Genomic DNA, 19,164 nt, shown 5'->3' with positions numbered 1-19,164 from the left:
TAAGATTTTATAATTTGTAAGTCCATTGAATAAAAAATCTGCGCCCTTGCAACGAGGTAAATGCATAGCCCGGATCGAAGGTAAGAGCGTAAGGATTGTCAGCAGTAGGAATAGGCACACCTTCAGCATCAAACTCTACTCGTTTATCAAAGGGATCGTGAGCCCTTGCAATAAGAAAGGGCAATCCGCGCCAAGGCACAAAATCGAGAAGATTTTTAATACCAAAGGTGAGTGAAAATCCATGTTCTGATCGATACGAATATTGTAGATGAAGATGTGTAAACCAAGGCGAAAACTTCGGTCTGGGGTCGAGTTCTCCAGCTAACGGCAACCTCATCGGACTGTAGGTATTCGAAGAAAGATCAAAGCGATTTTTTCCAAAGGAATAACCTACCAAACTCTGAAAATTAATCCGCTCAACGAAGGGAGGAAGTTCTTTTTTGCCCTCTTCAATAAGATTCATGTCTTGCAGAGCACCACTTAGTGTAAAATCCCATTTGCTGTTGAAACCACATTCTAATTGAAAATTGACACCTTTATGCATCAGAACCCCTTCTAAATTTTTGAAAATGATTTTTTGAGGATTTGTATCATAATCGGGTAAAATTCTATTTGTAAAGTAGTTAGAAAAAGCTGTAATGGTGGATTTTAACGAAAAATGAGGCGTAAGCTTTTTGTATTCCCATTCAGCTATTTGACCCAAAGCTCTTTCAGGTCGAAGTTGAGAGACAATAACCACTTCTCTGGCGCCGGTAAGCGCAGCATGTTCTTCGGCAAAGAGATTAACTACCCTAAAGGCTGATCCATGTGTTGCTCTAAAAGTATGGCTGCCAATTTGATACATTGCACCAATTCGACCAGTAGGCACAAATCGGTGGATTGGGTGGTGATCAATACGCGTACTGATTATAGCAGATAATTCATTGAACTGTAGAGACACATCGGCTAAGGCAGCTGGCATCCAAAGGATGTCGGGGGCGTCTGCTTCTCCGTTAAGATCAGATGTTACAGAAGTGGCAGTTGTATTGTCGTTGTAGTATTGATAGCGCAAAGAGGTGCCAAGAGTATATCCTATCTTTCCCACCTGGTCATGCCACAACGTCTGAAGATTTGAAAGGTATTGTTTAGCAAAAAAATGGTTTTCGCCGTAGAGGCTGTTTTGCCAGTGGCTGGCGTTGCTCCACCACATTTGTAAAGGTTTGATTACGCGAGATGAGTATTTCATCATCCACTCAGCCCGATTAGTGAAAATGCTTTCTACATACTCTTCACGCGAATGTCGGTGACAGTGCTTCCCGTTTAATGATCCACCCAATCGATCTTCATAATAGTATCTCAACCACATTTCGAACTGATCGGAATACTGAATTTTTTGGAAAACAGATAACCGTATTTGGAGCGGTAAATCCAAAAAATTGTCGGAATTTCTATCTATTCGATTGTTGTAATAATGGTGATAAACTCCGGTGAGCATCTTCCCTTTTCCCAATCGATAAGCAGATGTGAGTTGCGATGTAACCTCTCCCCAAGATGTAAGAAGTTGTTCAGCTGAAACTTTAGGTGCTGCATCAGGACTAAGGGTAAGTACATTAACGACTCCACCCAAAGCCTCGGTGCCGTAAAGTACTGAGCCGGGTCCACGGGTCACTTCTACGCGTTGGATCATGCTCGATGGGAGGCCATACAATCCATAAGTAGAGGCTAAAGCGCCTACCATAGGCATTCCATCAATAACCAGCAGGGTGTATGGACCCGGCAATCCATTGAACCTCAAAGACGGTGCTTCACATACACTGCAGTCATAATGCAGCCTGACACCGGGCATTACTGGCAAAGCATCCATCAGTAATGGCGACGAAATACGCTGAAAGACAGATGAGTTTAAAACAGCAACTGGAATAGCTGAATGTGATTTTGCAATTGGCAGCAGAGTGCTTGTAACGACAACTTCTTCTAAATCCTTGCCTACGTGTGGCAATACAACTTCTAACCACACTGAATCCCTTTCAGAGCAATGTATGTTTATATTTTGTATCTGATATCCAGTTTTTGAAAAGGAAACAATGGAAATTGTGGTGTTATCCTTACAAACAAAATTCAATAAAAACATGCCATTGCGATTGGATTTTGCAAGAAAAGTACCTCTTTCCAAGTCGTGAATGGCAACACCTTCTAAAGGCACTACGCCATCTGTCACCTTACCTGCTACAGTAAGAACTTGGCTTACAGCAGTAAAATAATTTATAAACAGTCCTAAAATCAAAAATCGCATTATTTATAACAAATATTTTCTATAAGCAAAAATAAAATTAGGCGCGCCTAAATAAAGTAATTAAATTAAATCTATTGCTAAATGGTATTTGCTGTTAATTTTGTTTTAACAATAATGCATTGATGGTGAAAGCTCTACGCTACTTTTTCGTATGTATCCTATCTGTTTGGTCGGTATCGGCATATGCTCAAAACAAGCTTCAAATAAGGGTTTTAAACCTTTTAAACAACCCCATTCCTGATGCTGCTGTAGCTATTGATGGAAAAGTGGAAGGAACAACCGATCAAACCGGCTATTTTGAGTGGACTACCAACCGGTTTTCCGCCTTATTAACGGTGTCGCATATAGGCTACCAACCTTATGTTAAAAGGATAATCTTTAAACCAGGGGAAGTACAAAAAATCACCATCAGATTAAATGAAATCGCTGAAAATATTGGTGATGTGACTATTACTGCTACCCGCCTGAGAAAGCCCATTACGCGCGAGGTGGTTCAAGTTGATGTTTTGCCCAAAGAATTGATCAATAATATTAATTCTACTCGTCTTTATGATGCAGTGGACAAAGTACCCGGTGTAACGGTGATCGACGGCCAGATGAGCATACGCAATGGTAGCGGATTTGCTTATGGAGTTGGGAGCCGCGTACTGGTAATTACAGATGGGATGCCCATACTTACAGGCGATAGGGGCGATATGCGGTGGAACTTTGCACCCATTGAAATGGTTGAGAATATTGAAGTTGTAAAAGGTCCGGCATCTGTATTGTATGGCGCCGGTGGGCTCAATGGGGCTTTACACATCAAGACCTTATGGCCCGACCGAGGAAAATCAGTAGCACGTCTTCAAACGTTTTACAACTTAGTGGACAACCCACGCGACCCGGTAAAGCGCTGGTGGTGGAAGCGTCGACCGGGTGAGTGGGGAATATCGGCATCGGTAGGTGAATCTGTTGGGAATATCGACTACGTAATAGGGGTAAATCAGCTTACTACTCACGGTTATATTCGCTTTACAGACCAGACTCAGTCAAGAGTGACTTTAAAGTCGCGCTATCGCCAGCGCTCTGACGGCAAGGGATTTTCTTTTATTTGGAATTCATCCATTATGGGCAGTGATGAGGCTGACTTCTTAGCCTGGGCTGATGCAGATTCCAATTTTTACGTACCGCTAAATGGCACCTCGCCCACAGCAACTATGGCCGACGGCGCTACGCGCATTGTGCGCCAGCAGTGGCACATGACTCCGGAAGTGCTCTACGAATCCAAGAGCGGAATACGCCATCGCCTGGCCATCAGGTGGTACCGACTACAGTTTAAAAACTATCGTGACAATTTGAAAACAAATCTCTATAATGCCGATTACTCCGTGGATTTTCCGCTAAGTGCTTTTACTAAAATCACAGCAGGGGCTAACTATCAATACTTCGATGTATTTGACATTTACAACATTGGCAATCGCCAGGGTAATAATGCATCGACTTTTGTGCAAGTCGATTATTTGAAAAATCGTTGGGCTGCCAATGCGGGCATGCGTTACGAATACTTTTCGATTTCAGGAATCGAAAGCCGAAGAATTCCGGTATTTAGAATAGGTGGGAACTACGCGATCAATCCTACACTCTTTGCTCGTGCCAATTTTGGTCAAGGCTTTCGATTCCCAACTTTTACTGAGATATTTATATCAACTGCGGGTAATGAGGCGGTACCCATTTTTCCTAATCTCAATCTGAGGCCTGAGTATGGATGGAATGCTGAGATCGGAATTAAAAAACAGCTGAACATAAACAAATGGAAAAACTACTTCGATGCGAGTCTTTTCTGGCTGGATTACAAGGACTTAATAGAAATTACATTTGGCTTGTATTTGCCCCCCCGTTGGGATACTGTACCGCCTAATCAAGTACCACTCGACACTATCGTGAAATATCTCGGTTTTCAAGCACAAAACGTTGCTTTTGCCCGCAATGCCGGCGTTGAGTTTTCTTGGGTGAGCGAGGGTAATCTAACCAAAGACTTGGGATTGAGAACGCTGGTAGGTTATACCTATTCGCTGCCGGTAGATGTAAATCTCGACACCACTCTTCACAATCCTTTTCGATATATCGGTCGATTTGTAGAATCGGTATTTTCCAAAGAAAATCCTGTGCTTGATGCAATGCTGAAATACCGAAATCGCCAATTAATAAAAGTAGACGTAGAGGCTATGTGGAAGGGCTGGATGGTCGGGATTGACTATCGATATTTATCAAAAGTGGAGCGCATCGATGAGGTTTTTCGCATTTTCTTGCCGGGTTATAATGATCAGATCAATAAACCAGGCTACACTGGAAATGAGTACTTTATAAACTTAAGATTGGGTTACAAGACAAAAGGATTTGGTCAATTTACTTTCATTGTAAACAATCTGACCAATCGAGAATACATGGTTCGCTTTGTGCGTCCAGAGGCTCCAAGGAATTTTACTCTGCAGTATCGACTGGAGTTTTAAAACGAATCATCAAAACTCCTCTACGATTTCTAGTACGGTGCGAAAAGCTACAAACTTGTTAGCATAGCGCTGCGAATGTTCTTTTTGAAGATCTGGAGCAAAGAGATTTTGATAAAGCGTGAGCGACTCGCGATCCTTAGCAATGTATTGAATGGCATATGTAGTTCCCTCAGGGTCGTCAGATAGCACCTTGGAGATCTTGCACTCGTCAAACATCCCCGTGGCAAGTACATCTGGAATGTGGGTAGTGCGCATCCAGTGCAGCCAGTCGTCGTGCACTGAGTCATCGATGTTTATAGTAACGTTGTAAATGTATCGGGTTTTCATGAGGATTGCTTGTTTAGAAGTGCTCGCAGGCGCAGGCGCGCCTGGTTGTGAAGAAAGCTGTCGATAAATTGCATGACAATAAGTTCGTATAATTCTTTGGCTTTCGATGGTTCGTTTAGCTTTTCTTCATACAGAACAGCGGCTTGGTAAATGGCTTGGTCAGCCAACAATTCATAGCCGAAGACAGTGTAAACCTTTTCGTACCACTGTACCGCTTGTTGGTAAAGACCTTGAGCTTCAAAAGTTTTTGCCTTTAGCAAGTACGCGTCGTCTTGTATGGGGTGATTTGTGTAGGTTTGGATGACGTAGTCAAGTATTTTGTGGGCTTTTTGGTATTCACCTACGTAATAAAACATATCAGCATGCGCGTAGTAGGTCATGGCTTCGTAGGTAGTGTCGCCTCCAGAGTTGAGTAAAATTTTGCTTGCGTATGCAGTGGCGTCGTTTGAAATCGGTTTTGAAGTAGATTCTTGCAGGATTTCAAAAATTTCCAGTGCCCAGGGCACGTCGCCTGAATAATAAATAGCCTTAGCACGGGCAAATTTTGCATCATCTTTAATTAGCTCATTGTCAGCCACTTCCTCGGCGCGAGCATAGGCTACTATGGCCAGCATAAATTCTTTCATTGACAGGTAAATATCGCCTTTTGTAATGAGCAGCAGTGCTTTTTCATTTGGATTTTGCCCCGGTAGTTTAACCAACGATTCGATTAAGTCGAGGGCTTTGTCTTTTTGATTGGCTTTGAAAGCCATAAGTCGTGCCGTGGCTTCGGCTAATGGCAAAGTGTTAAAGTTGATGCCTTGAATTTGAATGAGTTTTTCGCTATCTGTGACTACAGCAATTACTGTTTCAGGATTAGTAGGAGTGTTCAGCGCTTTGAGAGTCAGAGCCAGCTGGCGCGATAAATTGGCTCGCATAGAGTAATTAGCATTAGATGAATGGGCGATTACCCAATCAAAACCTGATATGGCTAAATCGTATTGCTGGTTTTTGAGTGCTTGGCTGGCGATCTCATAGATTTCGCCAATGGCACCATAATCAGATTTTTCATGCCACTCTTTCAGAAATTCAAATGCCGAGGCAAAGTCGTTTGTAGCGTTGTAGATATATGTGAGTACATCGGTCATTACAGGATTTTTCTGGCTCAGTGCTTTAGTGCGCAGTTTTTGAGTAATGTAATCGAAGTTATCCTCACCTCCATCAGGAGCCATGATTCTGTTGAATAGGTTTTTAACCGTATAAGCCATGGAAGGGGAGCGCTCCAGAATTTCAATGTATGTGTCGTACATTTTTTCGAGCTGACCCAGATCGGCGTACAACAGCGCCTTTTGATAACTAAAGTTGAAAGATGGATTGATTTTTTCAGCAATTTCATACAATCGTAAAGCTGCTTCGAAATATCCCTTGTCGCTTAAGGCCTGTCCAATTTGGTAAGCGAATTGGGGATTTTTATTAATGGATTCGAGAACGCGATTCAGAATTTTTTCTTCTGTTTTGCGGTCACCCATCCGCGCTTTAGCAAAGGCCACATCCACCAAATAAACACCTTCGGGTTCGTTGGTACGGCGGATGTGTGCTTCAGCCAGATTTACAGCCTCTTTGTAGTCCTTCAGCTCGAGGAGGCAATCGTACATTTTCACGTAATACATCCGCTGGGGCGAGCGCTTGTAGAGCTCTCTATATTCAACAAGTAATTTTTCGCAATCAACTTTCTCAGAGGTACTTGCAGGCAATAGAAGTTCCTGGGCCGACGTTTGGCTCAAGAGGAGGAAAGCAGCGAGGACTAAAGGTGTCCACTTATTCATTGGCAGCTGATTGTAGGTCGTACTGCATGGCGCTGTCGAGCTTTGCCTTAAGGACGGGCCAACGATCTTTATAGGTAAGTGGGTTGCGTATGCGTTTGTAAAATTTGGTCATGGTCTCTTGCATTGCGATAGCCTCCTGGTCGATGTATATCTTCAGGCTGTCGGTGAGGGAGTCTGATTCGTTTATCAACTTTCTCAAGGCTCTGACTTGTTGTAGGTTGAAGTCGATCTCGTCTTTGATTTTTTGATACTCGGGCAGCGACTTGGACAGAGAGCGACGAGTGTCTTCAAGGCCTGAGAGTTCATATATAAAAAATTCGCGGGAATACTGACGCTTGCTGTTTTTGAAGTGTTTGTAGTAGGGCTCGAGCTCCTGAAGTATGGTCTTCATACGCTCGGGATTGTATTCGTTGGCAATTTTCTGGGCGCTGATGATTTGGTTTTCAAGAGTATCGAGGAAGTATATTTTTTCTAAGTCTTCGTTTGAGAAATTTTGATGGGTCTTTTTACCACAAGAAATCATTACAAGCAGCGCTACTGCGATGAACACCCTCTTCATGTACTTCTATGTTTTGAACGCGTAAAATTACCACAGGAACTTTTTAAAAGATGCGGTAAGATGTATTCGCGAAGTTGTTTTGGAAATTTGATTGACTTTACGAATCTCAATACTAAGGAAAAATAAGTGTGTTTTTTGAAAAGGTTACTTATGCCTGAGGGATTTAGTGGGAACATATTAGCGTAGTGCTCGGGCTGCGAAATGTAGTACCGAAGCACGGGAGCATAGCATACCCCGGAGCATAACGACTCTCGTTGCTGCCCGACCGGGCAGTCTGCGAGGGACATTTCTAAAAAAAAAGCTCCGCCGGTGTGGCAGAGCTTTGGATAAATGGACTTTGGGGAATTTTACAGCTTAAAATCTTCGGCTTTTAGCCCTGTATTTATGCGGGCATTTGAAAAAGTGAGTGTGATGGTTTGAGGTCCCTGCCCTTGACGGATCTTTCCAGGTATTTTGAAGCCCTCTACATCGCGGTAATCGCTCATTTCTACAAATATGTTAAGCTTGCCCTGTGGGGTGTCCATTGTATATTCTTGTTTAACCTTCAGGAAGGTTTCTGTATCGAAATATTCTAGAGTGGTTTTGCCGTTTTTGTCTTTTACTTCGACTACATATGCAGGGCGGCCGTTAATTTCTTCAATGCCTGTGGTGCGCAGGGTGAAGCCTGGTTTGAGGTATTCTGTTTCGCTGATGAGCAGGGCTTGCATGCGCATATCGTCGAGCTGGTCTTCAGGTATATCGCTATCGCCCATCATTGAAGTAGTGCGGGCGCGTGTGCCATCGAAAGTGGTTTTTTGGAGTGGTCCCATGCCTTCAGCGATGATTTCGTTACTCATCATGGGTGGATTGCTAAAGCGCTTTTTGATGATGAGTTGCGCTTTGAAGGGCATGCCTTTAATCTCAGCATTGTATTCGGTCACCATGTCTTTTATGCGGCTTATGGCTGATTCGCTGCCAAGTGCTGCTATATACCGACGGATGATTTCATCGGCGGCCATATCGGTCTTTGCGGTTGCGGTGGCTTTTACTTCACGACCGAATGCATCGTAATATTTGATTGGCCCGAAAGCGCTGAGCTTAGAAGCAACGTCAGATGCTTTACCTACTACTACTATGTGCAGTCGGTCTGCATCGAAGTATTTGCGCGCTACGTTGCGCACATCTTCGGCAGTTACGGCATTTAGAGCCTTGAGGTAGTTCTTGTAATAGTCTTTGGGTAGGTTATAGCGCTCAATGTCGATGGCAAAGCGCGAGATCGTTTGCGGATTTTCGAGTGAAAGACCAAAAGTGCCAGATATAAATTTTTTAGCCAGGTCGAGCTCTTCAGGTGTTACAAATTCGTCGCGCATTCGGCGAATTTCTTTGATAATTTCTGTAATGGCACTATCAGTCACTTCGTTGCGCACTTCGGCTGAAGCGTAGAAGCTACCTACCAGCGGATCGGTGTTGTAGCGTGAGTAAGCGCCATAGGTGTAACCGCGGGTTTCGCGCAGGTTGAGGAAGAGACGACCTTCGTTGCCGCCAAGAATTTGATTGGCAACACGCATACGCACAGCGTCTGGATGGCCGGGAGGCAGATCGATCACGTTACCCACGTGAATGGCTGATTGTACTGATGCGTTTCGATTGCTGAAATGTACTGTCGGCGATTGAGGTCGTGCAGGGAAGGGGTATTTAGCCGTAGGAACGTTGCCTTTTTGCCATTTTCCGAAGTACTTCAGTGCCAGTCGGCGGGCATCTTTCATGTTAATATCGCCAACTATGGCCAGTATGGCCACATTAGGCCGGAAGTAGGTTTGGTGAAAGCGCTTGCAGTCGTCAAGGGTGATTTTTGTGACACTTTCTTCGGTTTCTACCTCGCCATAGGGATGTTCTTTTCCAAAGAACGACACATTGGTCACATTCGTGCGAATCGAAGAGGGATTGTCGACTACCGATTGAAGGCCTGAAAGCGTATTGAGCTTGATGCGCTCGAAGTCGTCAGCATTCATTGCGGGTTGTATCACTACTTCTGCCAGTAGCTGGAAGAGCTTTTCATTCGTACGGCTCAAGCCAGAAATAAAGGCACCGGTGGAATAGGTTGAGAGCGATGCCCCGATGAAATCGACTTCTTCATTAAACTTGTCTTTTGGTAGGTTTACTGAGCCGTTTTTAATCAATTCGCCCGTAATGCTGCCTAGGCCGGAAAGTTCGCCTTCGCGAACGGGGTCGTAGGTTAGTACCAGATTCAGGCTGAGCCGAGGCAGTTTGTGGTTTTCAACTACGATTACTTTAAGGCCATTTTTCAGGGTAAAAGTTTTGTAATCGCCAAGTTGGATCTCGCGAGCTGGACCTGGCTCTGGGCGCTTGCTGCGGTCAAGCGGTTGTGATTGGGTCACTTCTGTCATCATCAGTGCTGCAATGGCTAAGAGGTATTTTTTCATGAGTATTTAAGGTTGTGAAGATTTTGGCAAATAGTAAAGAATGATTCGGCGGTTTGAGTCAAAATAGGAATTGGCTACGCGCTGCAAGTCGGCAGGGGTGAGTTTAGAGACTTTTTGGCCAATGGTATTGATCAGGTTAGCATCGCCGTAGAAGACTTCATACTCAGCCAGCAGGTCGGCAATGCCCTGCATACTGCCCATTTGGCTGATTTGTTGAGTTTCAAACTGATTGAGCAGCTTTTGAAATTCTCTGTCAGAGATGCGCTCTTTTTTTAAGCGTTCTATTTCCTCGTGCATGCTTGCCATAATGTCTTTGGGGTCTTTGCCAAAATTGGCAAGTGCTAGGGTAATGAAGAGACCTCCGTCTTCCAGGTCATAAGGAAAAGCGATGACTTCGAGGGCAATTTTTTGTTCGTCAACAAGCTTTTTGCGCAGGCGCGAACTGTTGCCGGTGCTCAACAAACGGCTTACCAGGCTTAAAGCGAGTGCATCATCCGAATTTTTTGGGGGCATGCGGTAGGCCAAGAATACAGCCGGTAGCTGAATGTTGTCGTAAATAGTATCAACAATTTCGCGCTCTAGTGGGGGCTCCACCACATTCGGGCGAGGTATAGGGCGACCTCCGCGAGGTATGTCTTCGAAATATCTGCGCACCAGGCGCTCAGCGGTTTCGTACTCGATGTCGCCGGCTATTACAAGCACAGCATTTTCAGGCACGTAGAAGGTGCGGTAGAAGTCGTAAAATTCATTTAGTTGAGCTGCGTTCAGGTCTTCCATTGTGCCAATGGGCACGCTTTTGTAGGGGTGTACTTTGTAAGCGCGTTTAAAGAGATTCTCCTGAAACGACATATAGGGCTGATTGTCAATGCGCAGGCGCTTTTCTTCTTTTACCACTTCGCGCTGAGTCTCCACACCCACTGTATCGATTTTGGCGTGTAGCATCCGCTCACTTTCCATCCACAGGGCCATCTCGAGCTGATTACTTGGCAACACTTCGTAGTAGTAGGTCTTGTCGTGGGTGGTGTAAGCGTTATTAACACCGCCAGAGGCTTGTATAAGCTTCATAAATTCTCCGCGGGCTATATGCTCGCTGCCTTCAAACATAAGATGCTCGAAGAAGTGAGCAAACCCTGAACGGCCCGGTAGTTCGTTCTTAGAGCCCACTTTGTAAAGTACACCTACAGCTACGATAGGCATGGTGTTGTCGCGGTGCATGATCACGCGCAAGCCGTTTTTAAGATCGACTTTGCGGATGTCGATAGCCGTTTGTCCGATGGCAAAATGCGTCATACTGAAAAGTAGAATTAACAATGAAAATTTTTTCATTTGAATGAAAGTTAAATAAAATAGGTGTGCAAAGTAACACAACAAAAGCACTGTTTCTTTCACTTGAACAGTGACTTTTGGGATTCTTCCCGCTAAAAAGAATAGATACATGTAACTTTGGCCCCGCTTTTTAAACCGTGAGTCAAGATCGCAGATTAGTCATCATTCCCACTTATCAGGAAGCCGAGAACATCGAAGCCATCATTCGTGCCATTATGGCACTGCCTATACCCTTCGAAGTATTAATTGTAGATGACGGCTCGCCAGATGGCACGGCCGACATTGTAAAAAAACTTCAAGGTGAATTTGAAAGCAGGCTGCACCTGATCGAACGCAGCGGAAAACAGGGCCTTGGTACAGCCTACATCGCTGGCTTTAAGTACGCCTTAAAGCACCGCTACGACTACATCTTTGAAATGGACGCCGACTTTTCTCACAATCCGCAAGACCTACTACGCCTCTACGAAGCATGCCGAGATGGCGGAGCCGATTTGGCCATTGGCTCGCGCTACGTTACAGGCGTAAATGTGATCAACTGGCCTATGTCGCGCGTGGTGCTTTCCTATTTTGCCTCAAAGTATGTACGCCTCATTACCGGCCTGCCTGTACACGATGCCACAGCCGGCTTTAAGTGCTATGCTCGCCGAGTACTTGAGTCCATAAACCTCGATCGAGTTCGCTTTATTGGTTATGCCTTTCAAATAGAAATGAAGTACATTGCATGGAAAAAGGGGTTTGCCATCCGCGAAATCCCAGTAATTTTCACCGATCGAAGCAATGGAACCTCTAAAATGTCGAAAGGCATCATCAAAGAAGCCATCTTCGGCGTAATCAAACTCAAGCTTAGAAGCATATTCAAACCGTTTTGACGTTACCCCATGGCCAAACATATCCTTATCAAAAACGCTAAAATCGTAAACGAAGGCAAAACCTTTGAGTCCGATTTGCTCATCACGGGCGATCGCATCGCCCGAATTGACCGCGTTATTACTCCTCCAAATGCCAATACTAAGATAATCGACGCCATGGGAAAGTACCTGCTCCCTGGCGTGATCGACGACCAAGTGCACTTCCGCGAACCAGGACTTACGCACAAGGGCACTATCTACTCCGAGAGCCGTGCAGCCCTTGCTGGCGGTACTACTTCTTACATCGAGCAGCCCAATACCCAACCTCCGGCTACTACCATCGAAGCTCTTCATGCCAAGTACGCTATTGCCGAGCGCACAAGCTGGGTCAACTTTGGCTTTAACCTTGGCGCTACAAACGACAACATCGAAGAAATCAAAAAATCGCACACCTCTCGAGCTGCGGGAATCAAAGTTTTCATGGGTTCAAGCACAGGCAATATGCTGGTAGACCATGCCGAAGCCCTCGACGCCATTTTTCGCGACTCTCCTTTATTAGTCATTACACACTGCGAGGATGAGGAAACTATTCGTCGCAACTTCGAAAAATATGTTGCCGAAGCTGGGGGCCGTGAGCACCTTACACCGAGGCACCACCCCCTCATTCGTTCTGAGGAGGCATGCCTGCTTTCCTCAAAATACGCTATTTCACTTGCCCGCCAGTACAATACGCGTCTTCACGTCTATCACATCAGCACGGGCGCAGAGGCCATGATGTTTGACAATAGCCTGCCTCTTGCCAAGAAGCGCATTACTGCCGAAGCTTGCATTCATCACCTTTGGTTTTCTGACGAAGATTACGCCGACAAGGGCAACTTCATCAAGTGGAACCCAGCCATTAAAACAGCTCAAGACCGCGAGACTATTTGGAAGGCCCTACTCGAAGACCGCATCGATGTGATTGCTACCGACCATGCGCCTCACACCATCGAAGAGAAGAGTCGTCCCTATGCAGATGCACCTTCCGGAGGTCCACTCGTGCAGCACAGCCTCATCGCCATGATGGAATTCGTTAAAAAAGGCAAAATCACCATCGAGCGGATGGTTGAGAAGATGTGCCACAACCCTGCGATTCTCTTTCGCATTAAAGACCGCGGTTACATTCGCGAGGGTTATTACGCCGACCTGGTGCTCGTGCACCCCGCCATGCCACACACGGTCACCCGCGACAGTTTGCTCTATTCCTGTGGCTGGTCGCCCTTCGAAGGGGTCAATTTCAAAGCCCGCGTTACCCACACCTTTGTCAATGGCGCACTCATGTATGAAAACGGAAAAGTTTACCCTTTCCGCAACGCCCGCGCCCTTGAGTTTGCCCGCGATTGAATATGAATAGATTTAAATTTTTTAATTTTTTTCATTTGGGCGTACGCCAGGCTTGGCACTTGAGCACCTTCGCTGCACGGCTTGCCCAGGCAAGGAGCTTTTGCGCCTTCGCCATAGGGCTTGCCCAGGCAAGGAGCTTTTGCGCCTTCGCCTGGGTCGGTGTATTCCGTGGTCCGCTTCGCTCCCGTGCTTCGGCAGTGCAAGCCTTGCCTTCGCACCGCCCTACGCTCCGCTTCGGGCGCACACCATCCACTTCACGCGGGTCAGGTGCTCGCAGCTCAGTCACATACACACCTCATAGGTTAGCAAACCTTAATTCACTGAATTTATTAACCATTCTTATTATCCTACATCTGGTAGCTACATCATGCGTGAGAGTTGAAGTTCCACCCGACGTGCTCGACCGCGAAGCCATGGCAGCTTTGTTGGCCGACATCCACCAACTCGAAGGTCGTCGCGTTGGCGATCGCGTCCTCTACGCCGAAAATGCTTACATGAAAGATTACTACACCCGCATCTTTGAAAAACACTGCGTCACCGATGAGCAATATCGTCGCTCGCACTACTTTTATACCCAATATCCCGATTTATTCTCTCAAGTGTACGATCGCACCATCGAAATTTTGCAGAAAAAACAAATAGAATCTGAAAACGTCCCTAACCCTTCTCCCCAAGCGCCTGATGAAGGCAATTTTTAGCCGAATCTTGCGTTCCTTTTTCTAAATTTGCCCATAATCTTTCTGAAATCAATCTTTTACAATGCTGCGTAGGATTCTACTCTCTTTGTTTCCCCTTTTGTTACCCATCATTTCAATAGCGCAAGTCGATGTAAACGACAGTTTGGTCATTTACCAAGATTCCTCTACTACCTTTCGACTTGATATAAGCGACGACCCTTTTGCCAAAGCCCTCGACGAACTTTTTAAACTGAATCTTTTTAAGAGCGACCAAACTGTAGTGCGCACCAAGGAATATAACCCCGACGTCAGCCAGATACCCGACAGTGTATTTGAAACTCGTATACGCCGGCTAAATAGTCAAACTCCTCTTCGCCTCACATACAATCGCGAGGTGCGACAATACATCGAGATGTACTTGCGAAAGCCTCAGCTCGTTGCCCGAATGATGGGCCTGTCGCAGCTCTACTTTCCCATTTTCGAAGAGGTGTTTGACAAATACAACATGCCCCTTGAAATCAAATACCTCGCTATGGTGGAGTCAGCACTCAACCCAAGAGCTACTTCAGTAGCCGGAGCCCAAGGCTTGTGGCAATTTATCTACTCCACCGGCAAGCTTATGGGTTTGCAAATCACTAGTTATGTAGATGAGCGAAACGATCCTTATAAATCGACCGAAGCAGCAGCCCGCTTCTTGCGACAACTACACCGCTGGTTTAACGATTGGGACCTTGCCCTCGCAGCTTATAACTCTGGCCCCGGCAACGTGACTAAAGCCATACGTCGCAGTGGAGGTAAGACCAACTACTGGGAACTAAGACCCTATCTGCCACGCGAAACGGCCGGTTATGTGCCGGCCTTTATCGCAGTGAATTATGTAATTAATTACGCCCACGAACACGGCATCTATCCCCTTGAACCGGCCATTACTTTCTACGATCTCGACACCGTAGTCGTGCGAGAGCCTATTGACCTTCGTCATTTAGCTGAAATTCTCGACATGCCCATCGATTTACTTTCATTCCTTAATCCACAATACCGCCAGAATATCGTTCCGTCCAATGACCGCGACCAATACTTCGTTGCCCTTCCGCGCCATAAGTGGGGACTTTTTATCGCCAACGAAGACACTATATACGCCTTTTTGCGTGAAAATACCAGAAGCTATACTGAAATCGCAAGCCGCCTGAAGCCTGGCGACGACACACCCGACCTCACTCAGCGCACGCGCATTGTTCACAAGGTTAAGAGAGGTGAATCACTTGGTGCCATAGCCCGTCGTTACAATGTAAGTATGTCTGACATACGCGCTTGGAATAAACTAAAGGGAAATAACATTTATGCCAATCAAAAACTCACCATTTACAAACGCACAACAACACCTGCTGCCGCACCTGTACAAAGTGCTACTGCTTTTAATACCACTGCTAATACTTCGAATCCTACTGCGGTTCCTGTGATACGGCATCATAGCGACAGCTCACCAAAACCACAGAAATCAGAAGGAAAAGTGGAATACTACAGAGTCAATCCTGGCGACACACTCTACAGCATTGCCAAGCGTTATGAAGGTGTGAGTGTTGAAGATCTAATGGCATGGAACAACCTGAAGAATGCTCGCGACCTCAAGTCTGGAATGAAATTGAAAATCTACCTCAATTGAAGCGATCCTCTGCAGCCCTCATACTCATAGCTTTTTTGCTCTTCGTAGGCTGTCAATCGGCCAAAGAAGGCGAAAGCTCTAAACCCTCTAAAAGTGAACAAACCAAAATTTTACCCTCGAGCACCGGTGCTAGATGTGAGGTAATACTTGTGTGTACCGAAAAAGTGTGGAATTCACGCGCCTTGAATCCACTAAAAAATGAGCTTCTCCGCCCACAGCCCGGCCTGCCACAGCCTGAGCCATATTTTTCGATCATGCGGGTTGATCCTGCAAACTTTAAAAACGTCATACAGCGCAACAAAGCCATCATCGTTGTCGAAGAATCAGACACTGCTCGATTTCGTTGGTTTAGAAATCTGTATGCTAAGCCACAAAATGTTGCTCTGATTACCTACACCACTTTTCAGGATATTTACAATCTCACTGCCCGTCACCGTCGAGAAATCTTTGAAAAGTTCAGAGCCCAAGACCTTAAGAGTACGCGTCTCACTTTGTTGAAATCAGGTGCCAAGTGGCAAGACGCTACTAAAAACCAAAAACTCAAAATCCTAATGCCACCTGGCTATTCGCGTGTGGTGCACAAAGACAACTTCAGCATGTATTTCGCACAATCGGCTAAAACCCACCATGTCATCATGGTACACACGCGTCCCTGGGACCCAGATGGAGAGTTGCCTGACGAATGGAAAATCATAGAGATACGCGACTCACTCACCATCCTTCACACACAAGCTTCGCGTCCAGGTAGTTACACGGTAGTAGATACTACGATTAGACCTTTGAGCCGCACTTACAACCTCAATGGAAGACTCACTACCGAAATGCGCGGATTGTTTAAATCGGTCAACGATTTTCTTGGCGGACCTTTCTATACCCTCGTCCTCTTTGATGAAGACCGCAAACTGATGGTTTTTATCGATGCTTTTATGCAGGCTGTGGGCCAAAACAAGCGCAACATGCTCATGGAAATGGAAGTCATCGCCCGAAGCATTGATTTAAAATAATTTTTTTCCAAATTTTAAACTCATTTTCCGCTACTGGGAAATCTGTTTTAAACCGGATTTTGTTAATAATTCTGAAAATCAAGAAGATGTATTATTGGCATAACAGTTTCGAAAATATGTGGAAAGGAATACCACGTGCATCATGAAAAAATTTGTTCAATTAACAGCCATTATCATCATTTCACTGAACATTTTTAATCAGTGTAAGAAAGATAACAAAACAGACATAGACCCACCTTCTTCAGTTACATCAATGAAAGAACTCAAAGTTCCTGAAGGTTTTGATTTTTCGGCTACCAAAGAAATCGAATTCATTGCTACAATCGACGACGAGATGTTTGGCAACAATAAGTATAAAGTAGAACTTTTCGACCGCTTCCCCAGCGCAGGTACATCGCCAAAAGCCGTTGTGATTGTGGCGAAGAATGAAACAAAAACCGTTAAAGCCAAAGTAAATCGAGCTTTAAAAGAGGCCTATGTAGTAGTTAATTACCCGAATGGCATTCGCGACATGCGTGTAGCTACGGTGCATGAGGGTAAAGTCAATTTCACCTTTAAAAAACTTGGTCGCCCTCAACGCAAAACACAGATCAACCCAAATGGCTGCACAGGCTGCACTATTACGCTCAACAATCAAAGCAATTACAACGGAAATTTCTGGAACAATGAGATTATCTGTATCACAGGTAATTTCACTGGTGGATTTAACATCGGTGGCAACGTGCAAGTGCGCATTTGCTCGGGTGCTGCTGTGAATTTTTCTTACTTCAATGCCAGCTCTAATGCATCTCTTGAAATCAACCCGGGAGCTACCGTTACAGCGAGCAACATCAATTTCAATGGAAACACATCCGCCTTTCGCAACTGGAGCAATAATGTAAACATTACTTCAAGTTTTTCACCTAACGGAAAGGTCTACAATCAGGGTATCCTCACCATCAACGGCCAATTTAACTGCAACTCTGGATCTGATATCGTAAACTACGGAGAAATAAACGTTACCTCCAACATCAATATCAACAACAAATTCCTCAACCATGGCAAGGTCGCCTCAGGCAATACCATTCACTTCAACAGCTCTTCTGATGTGACCAACTATTGCTCCATGACAGCTAACAACAATTTCCACTTCAACGGCAAACTGGAAAACTGCTCATACATGCGCTGCAACAACGAATTGTACGTGAACTCAAGCAGCAACATCATTCTCTATGACGGGGCCATGATCAAAGGAGGTACCGGAAACACTTACTTTAACAAAGTGATTCAGGCCTATGGAACTACTTCAAGCATCGTAATTCCTGGCCCGCTTACCATAAACAGTTCGGGGGGCATAGCCGGTAATGTGGAACTTTGTGCCAACAATATTGTGGCTAACAATGGTGCTATCGTACCGCCAGCCAGCATCGGTTGTAACAACTTCATCCCTACTTCACCTTGTAATCCCGAGGGCTTTGGCACACCAGCTATCGCTGATGCCGACGGCGATGGCGTGCCCGACAACATCGACGAATATCCCAACGATCCACTTCGCGCATACAATCTCTATTATCCTTCTCAAACTGGTTACGTAACTTGGGCTTTCGAAGACCTATGGCCAGCTTACGGTGACTTTGACTTTAATGACCTTGTCCTCCACGCTAGAACCAAAACTGTGCTCAACGCCAATATGAGTGCTGTTGAAATGTTTGTGAACTACAAGGTGGTAGCCATAGGAGCCTCTCAACGCAATGCTTTCGGTATCCAATTCGACTTTGCTCCCTCTGCCATTCAATCAGTCAGCGGACAGTTATTGAACGGCTTTACAAACAATGCTCCTAATGGCACTGAGCTTGGTCAAAACAAGGCAGTGGTAATCTTTTTTGACAATGCTTTCACAGCATTACCCAATCCAGGTTCTCCCTTCGTTAACACTGTTCCGAGCCAAACGTTTGTAGCTCCAATTGAGCGCCAGATAACTATCAATTTTGCTACACCCATTCCGATTCTAAACTTTGGTGATATCAACCCATTCATCGTCGTAAACCAAAATCGTGGACGTGAGGTACATCTTGCGGGATATGCGCCTACTAGCCTGGCTAATACAGCCCTCTTTGGCACTATCGACGACAATACCGGAACAGTTGGATTTCTTAACTACACCAGTAAAACCGGCCTGCCGTGGGCGATCGAAATTCCTGAGATTTGGCAGTATCCCATTGAAAAAGAAGATATAGTAAATGTGTACTATCAGTTTGTACCCTGGGCACAGAGTGGAGGTAATGTATACCCACTCTGGTATACCGACAATGGTAGTAATGTGAACACGGCTAAGGTCTATACCCCATAGAAACACAAAAGCCTTTTAAAAAAACCCGACGGTAAGTAGCCGGCGGGTTTTTTTTGGAT

General features: G+C 45.3%; 13 protein-coding genes. 7 read left to right on the top strand and 6 right to left on the bottom strand.

Annotation, left to right across the window (positions count from 1 at the left end):
* Positions 1-7: 7 nt before the first annotated feature.
* Positions 8-2,263, bottom strand: coding sequence for a TonB-dependent receptor plug domain-containing protein (locus ACK4EX_RS07080; RefSeq protein WP_409771182.1), 2,256 nt, complete (start codon positions 2,261-2,263; stop codon positions 8-10).
* A gap of 131 nt (positions 2,264-2,394) precedes the next feature.
* Between ACK4EX_RS07080 and ACK4EX_RS07075 the strand changes: the two genes are divergently transcribed.
* On the top strand, positions 2,395-4,761 hold the full coding sequence (locus ACK4EX_RS07075; protein WP_409771180.1) for a TonB-dependent receptor: 2,367 nt from the start codon (positions 2,395-2,397) through the stop codon (positions 4,759-4,761).
* Between the two features lie 9 nt (positions 4,762-4,770).
* On the opposite strand, the gene ACK4EX_RS07070 is transcribed toward ACK4EX_RS07075, so the two are convergent.
* The 5 genes from ACK4EX_RS07070 to ACK4EX_RS07050 all read right to left on the bottom strand — a co-directional run bounded on the left by ACK4EX_RS07070 (position 4,771) and on the right by ACK4EX_RS07050 (position 11,201).
* Positions 4,771-5,088 carry a DUF4286 family protein gene (locus tag ACK4EX_RS07070; protein WP_409771178.1) on the bottom strand — a complete coding sequence of 106 codons (318 nt, stop codon included), beginning with the start codon at positions 5,086-5,088 and terminating at the stop codon, positions 4,771-4,773.
* The gene (locus ACK4EX_RS07065) at positions 5,085-6,893 is read right to left on the bottom strand and encodes a tetratricopeptide repeat protein (protein ID WP_409771176.1); all 1,809 of its coding nucleotides are present in this window, start codon (positions 6,891-6,893) and stop codon (positions 5,085-5,087) included. Before ACK4EX_RS07065 ends, ACK4EX_RS07070 begins: the two co-directional genes overlap by 4 nt.
* A complete protein-coding gene (locus ACK4EX_RS07060; RefSeq protein ID WP_409771173.1) occupies positions 6,886-7,452 on the bottom strand; it encodes a hypothetical protein in 567 nt (188 codons plus the stop codon). The genes ACK4EX_RS07065 and ACK4EX_RS07060 overlap by 8 nt, the downstream gene beginning before the upstream one ends.
* 347 nt (positions 7,453-7,799) lie before the next feature.
* A complete protein-coding gene (locus tag ACK4EX_RS07055; protein ID WP_409771171.1) occupies positions 7,800-9,875 on the bottom strand; it encodes an insulinase family protein in 2,076 nt (691 codons plus the stop codon).
* Between the two features lie 6 nt (positions 9,876-9,881).
* Positions 9,882-11,201 carry a M16 family metallopeptidase gene (locus tag ACK4EX_RS07050; protein ID WP_409771168.1) on the bottom strand — a complete coding sequence of 440 codons (1,320 nt, stop codon included), beginning with the start codon at positions 11,199-11,201 and terminating at the stop codon, positions 9,882-9,884.
* Positions 11,202-11,338: 137 nt separating this feature from the next.
* Here ACK4EX_RS07050 and ACK4EX_RS07045 point away from each other — a divergent pair, with 137 nt between their 5' ends.
* The 6 genes from ACK4EX_RS07045 to ACK4EX_RS07020 all read left to right on the top strand — a co-directional run bounded on the left by ACK4EX_RS07045 (position 11,339) and on the right by ACK4EX_RS07020 (position 19,105).
* Positions 11,339-12,070: a polyprenol monophosphomannose synthase gene (locus tag ACK4EX_RS07045; RefSeq protein WP_124398263.1), complete on the top strand. Its 732-nt coding sequence runs from the start codon at positions 11,339-11,341 to the stop codon at positions 12,068-12,070.
* Between the two features lie 9 nt (positions 12,071-12,079).
* On the top strand, positions 12,080-13,432 hold the full coding sequence (locus tag ACK4EX_RS07040; protein WP_277028753.1) for a dihydroorotase: 1,353 nt from the start codon (positions 12,080-12,082) through the stop codon (positions 13,430-13,432).
* 2 nt (positions 13,433-13,434) lie between these two features.
* Complete coding sequence (locus ACK4EX_RS07035; RefSeq protein ID WP_277028754.1) at positions 13,435-14,130, top strand: DUF4296 domain-containing protein; 696 nt, start codon at positions 13,435-13,437, stop codon at positions 14,128-14,130.
* Positions 14,131-14,191: 61 nt separating this feature from the next.
* Positions 14,192-15,772, top strand: coding sequence for a LysM peptidoglycan-binding domain-containing protein (locus ACK4EX_RS07030; protein WP_124398266.1), 1,581 nt, complete (start codon positions 14,192-14,194; stop codon positions 15,770-15,772).
* On the top strand, positions 15,769-16,776 hold the full coding sequence (locus ACK4EX_RS07025) for a DUF4837 family protein (RefSeq protein ID WP_160160570.1): 1,008 nt from the start codon (positions 15,769-15,771) through the stop codon (positions 16,774-16,776). The genes ACK4EX_RS07030 and ACK4EX_RS07025 overlap by 4 nt, the downstream gene beginning before the upstream one ends.
* Before the next feature lie 142 nt (positions 16,777-16,918).
* Positions 16,919-19,105 carry an LruC domain-containing protein gene (locus ACK4EX_RS07020; RefSeq protein ID WP_124398268.1) on the top strand — a complete coding sequence of 729 codons (2,187 nt, stop codon included), beginning with the start codon at positions 16,919-16,921 and terminating at the stop codon, positions 19,103-19,105.
* Positions 19,106-19,164: the final 59 nt, after the last annotated feature.

Origin of the sequence: Thermaurantimonas sp. (assembly GCF_046299575.1) — a bacterium.
Classification (GTDB): Bacteria; Bacteroidota; Bacteroidia; order Flavobacteriales; family Schleiferiaceae; genus Thermaurantimonas.
Note: the sequence above shows the minus strand (reverse complement) of the source record. Positions and strands in the feature narration are given on the sequence as shown.

What these genes read in the sequence shown, in the direction of transcription:
- ACK4EX_RS07060 (WP_409771173.1), bottom strand. Translation starts at nt 7,452, where the DNA reads ATGAAGAGGGTGTTCATCGCAGTAGCGCTGCTTGTAATGATTTCTTGT.
- ACK4EX_RS07070 (WP_409771178.1), bottom strand. Translation starts at nt 5,088, where the DNA reads ATGAAAACCCGATACATTTACAACGTTACTATAAACATCGATGACTCA.
- ACK4EX_RS07075 (WP_409771180.1), top strand. Translation starts at nt 2,395, where the DNA reads ATGGTGAAAGCTCTACGCTACTTTTTCGTATGTATCCTATCTGTTTGG.
- ACK4EX_RS07030 (WP_124398266.1), top strand. Translation starts at nt 14,192, where the DNA reads ATGCTGCGTAGGATTCTACTCTCTTTGTTTCCCCTTTTGTTACCCATC.
- ACK4EX_RS07020 (WP_124398268.1), top strand. Translation starts at nt 16,919, where the DNA reads ATGAAAAAATTTGTTCAATTAACAGCCATTATCATCATTTCACTGAAC.
- ACK4EX_RS07065 (WP_409771176.1), bottom strand. Translation starts at nt 6,893, where the DNA reads ATGAATAAGTGGACACCTTTAGTCCTCGCTGCTTTCCTCCTCTTGAGC.
- ACK4EX_RS07055 (WP_409771171.1), bottom strand. Translation starts at nt 9,875, where the DNA reads ATGAAAAAATACCTCTTAGCCATTGCAGCACTGATGATGACAGAAGTG.
- ACK4EX_RS07040 (WP_277028753.1), top strand. Translation starts at nt 12,080, where the DNA reads ATGGCCAAACATATCCTTATCAAAAACGCTAAAATCGTAAACGAAGGC.
- ACK4EX_RS07050 (WP_409771168.1), bottom strand. Translation starts at nt 11,201, where the DNA reads ATGAAAAAATTTTCATTGTTAATTCTACTTTTCAGTATGACGCATTTT.
- ACK4EX_RS07035 (WP_277028754.1), top strand. Translation starts at nt 13,435, where the DNA reads ATGAATAGATTTAAATTTTTTAATTTTTTTCATTTGGGCGTACGCCAG.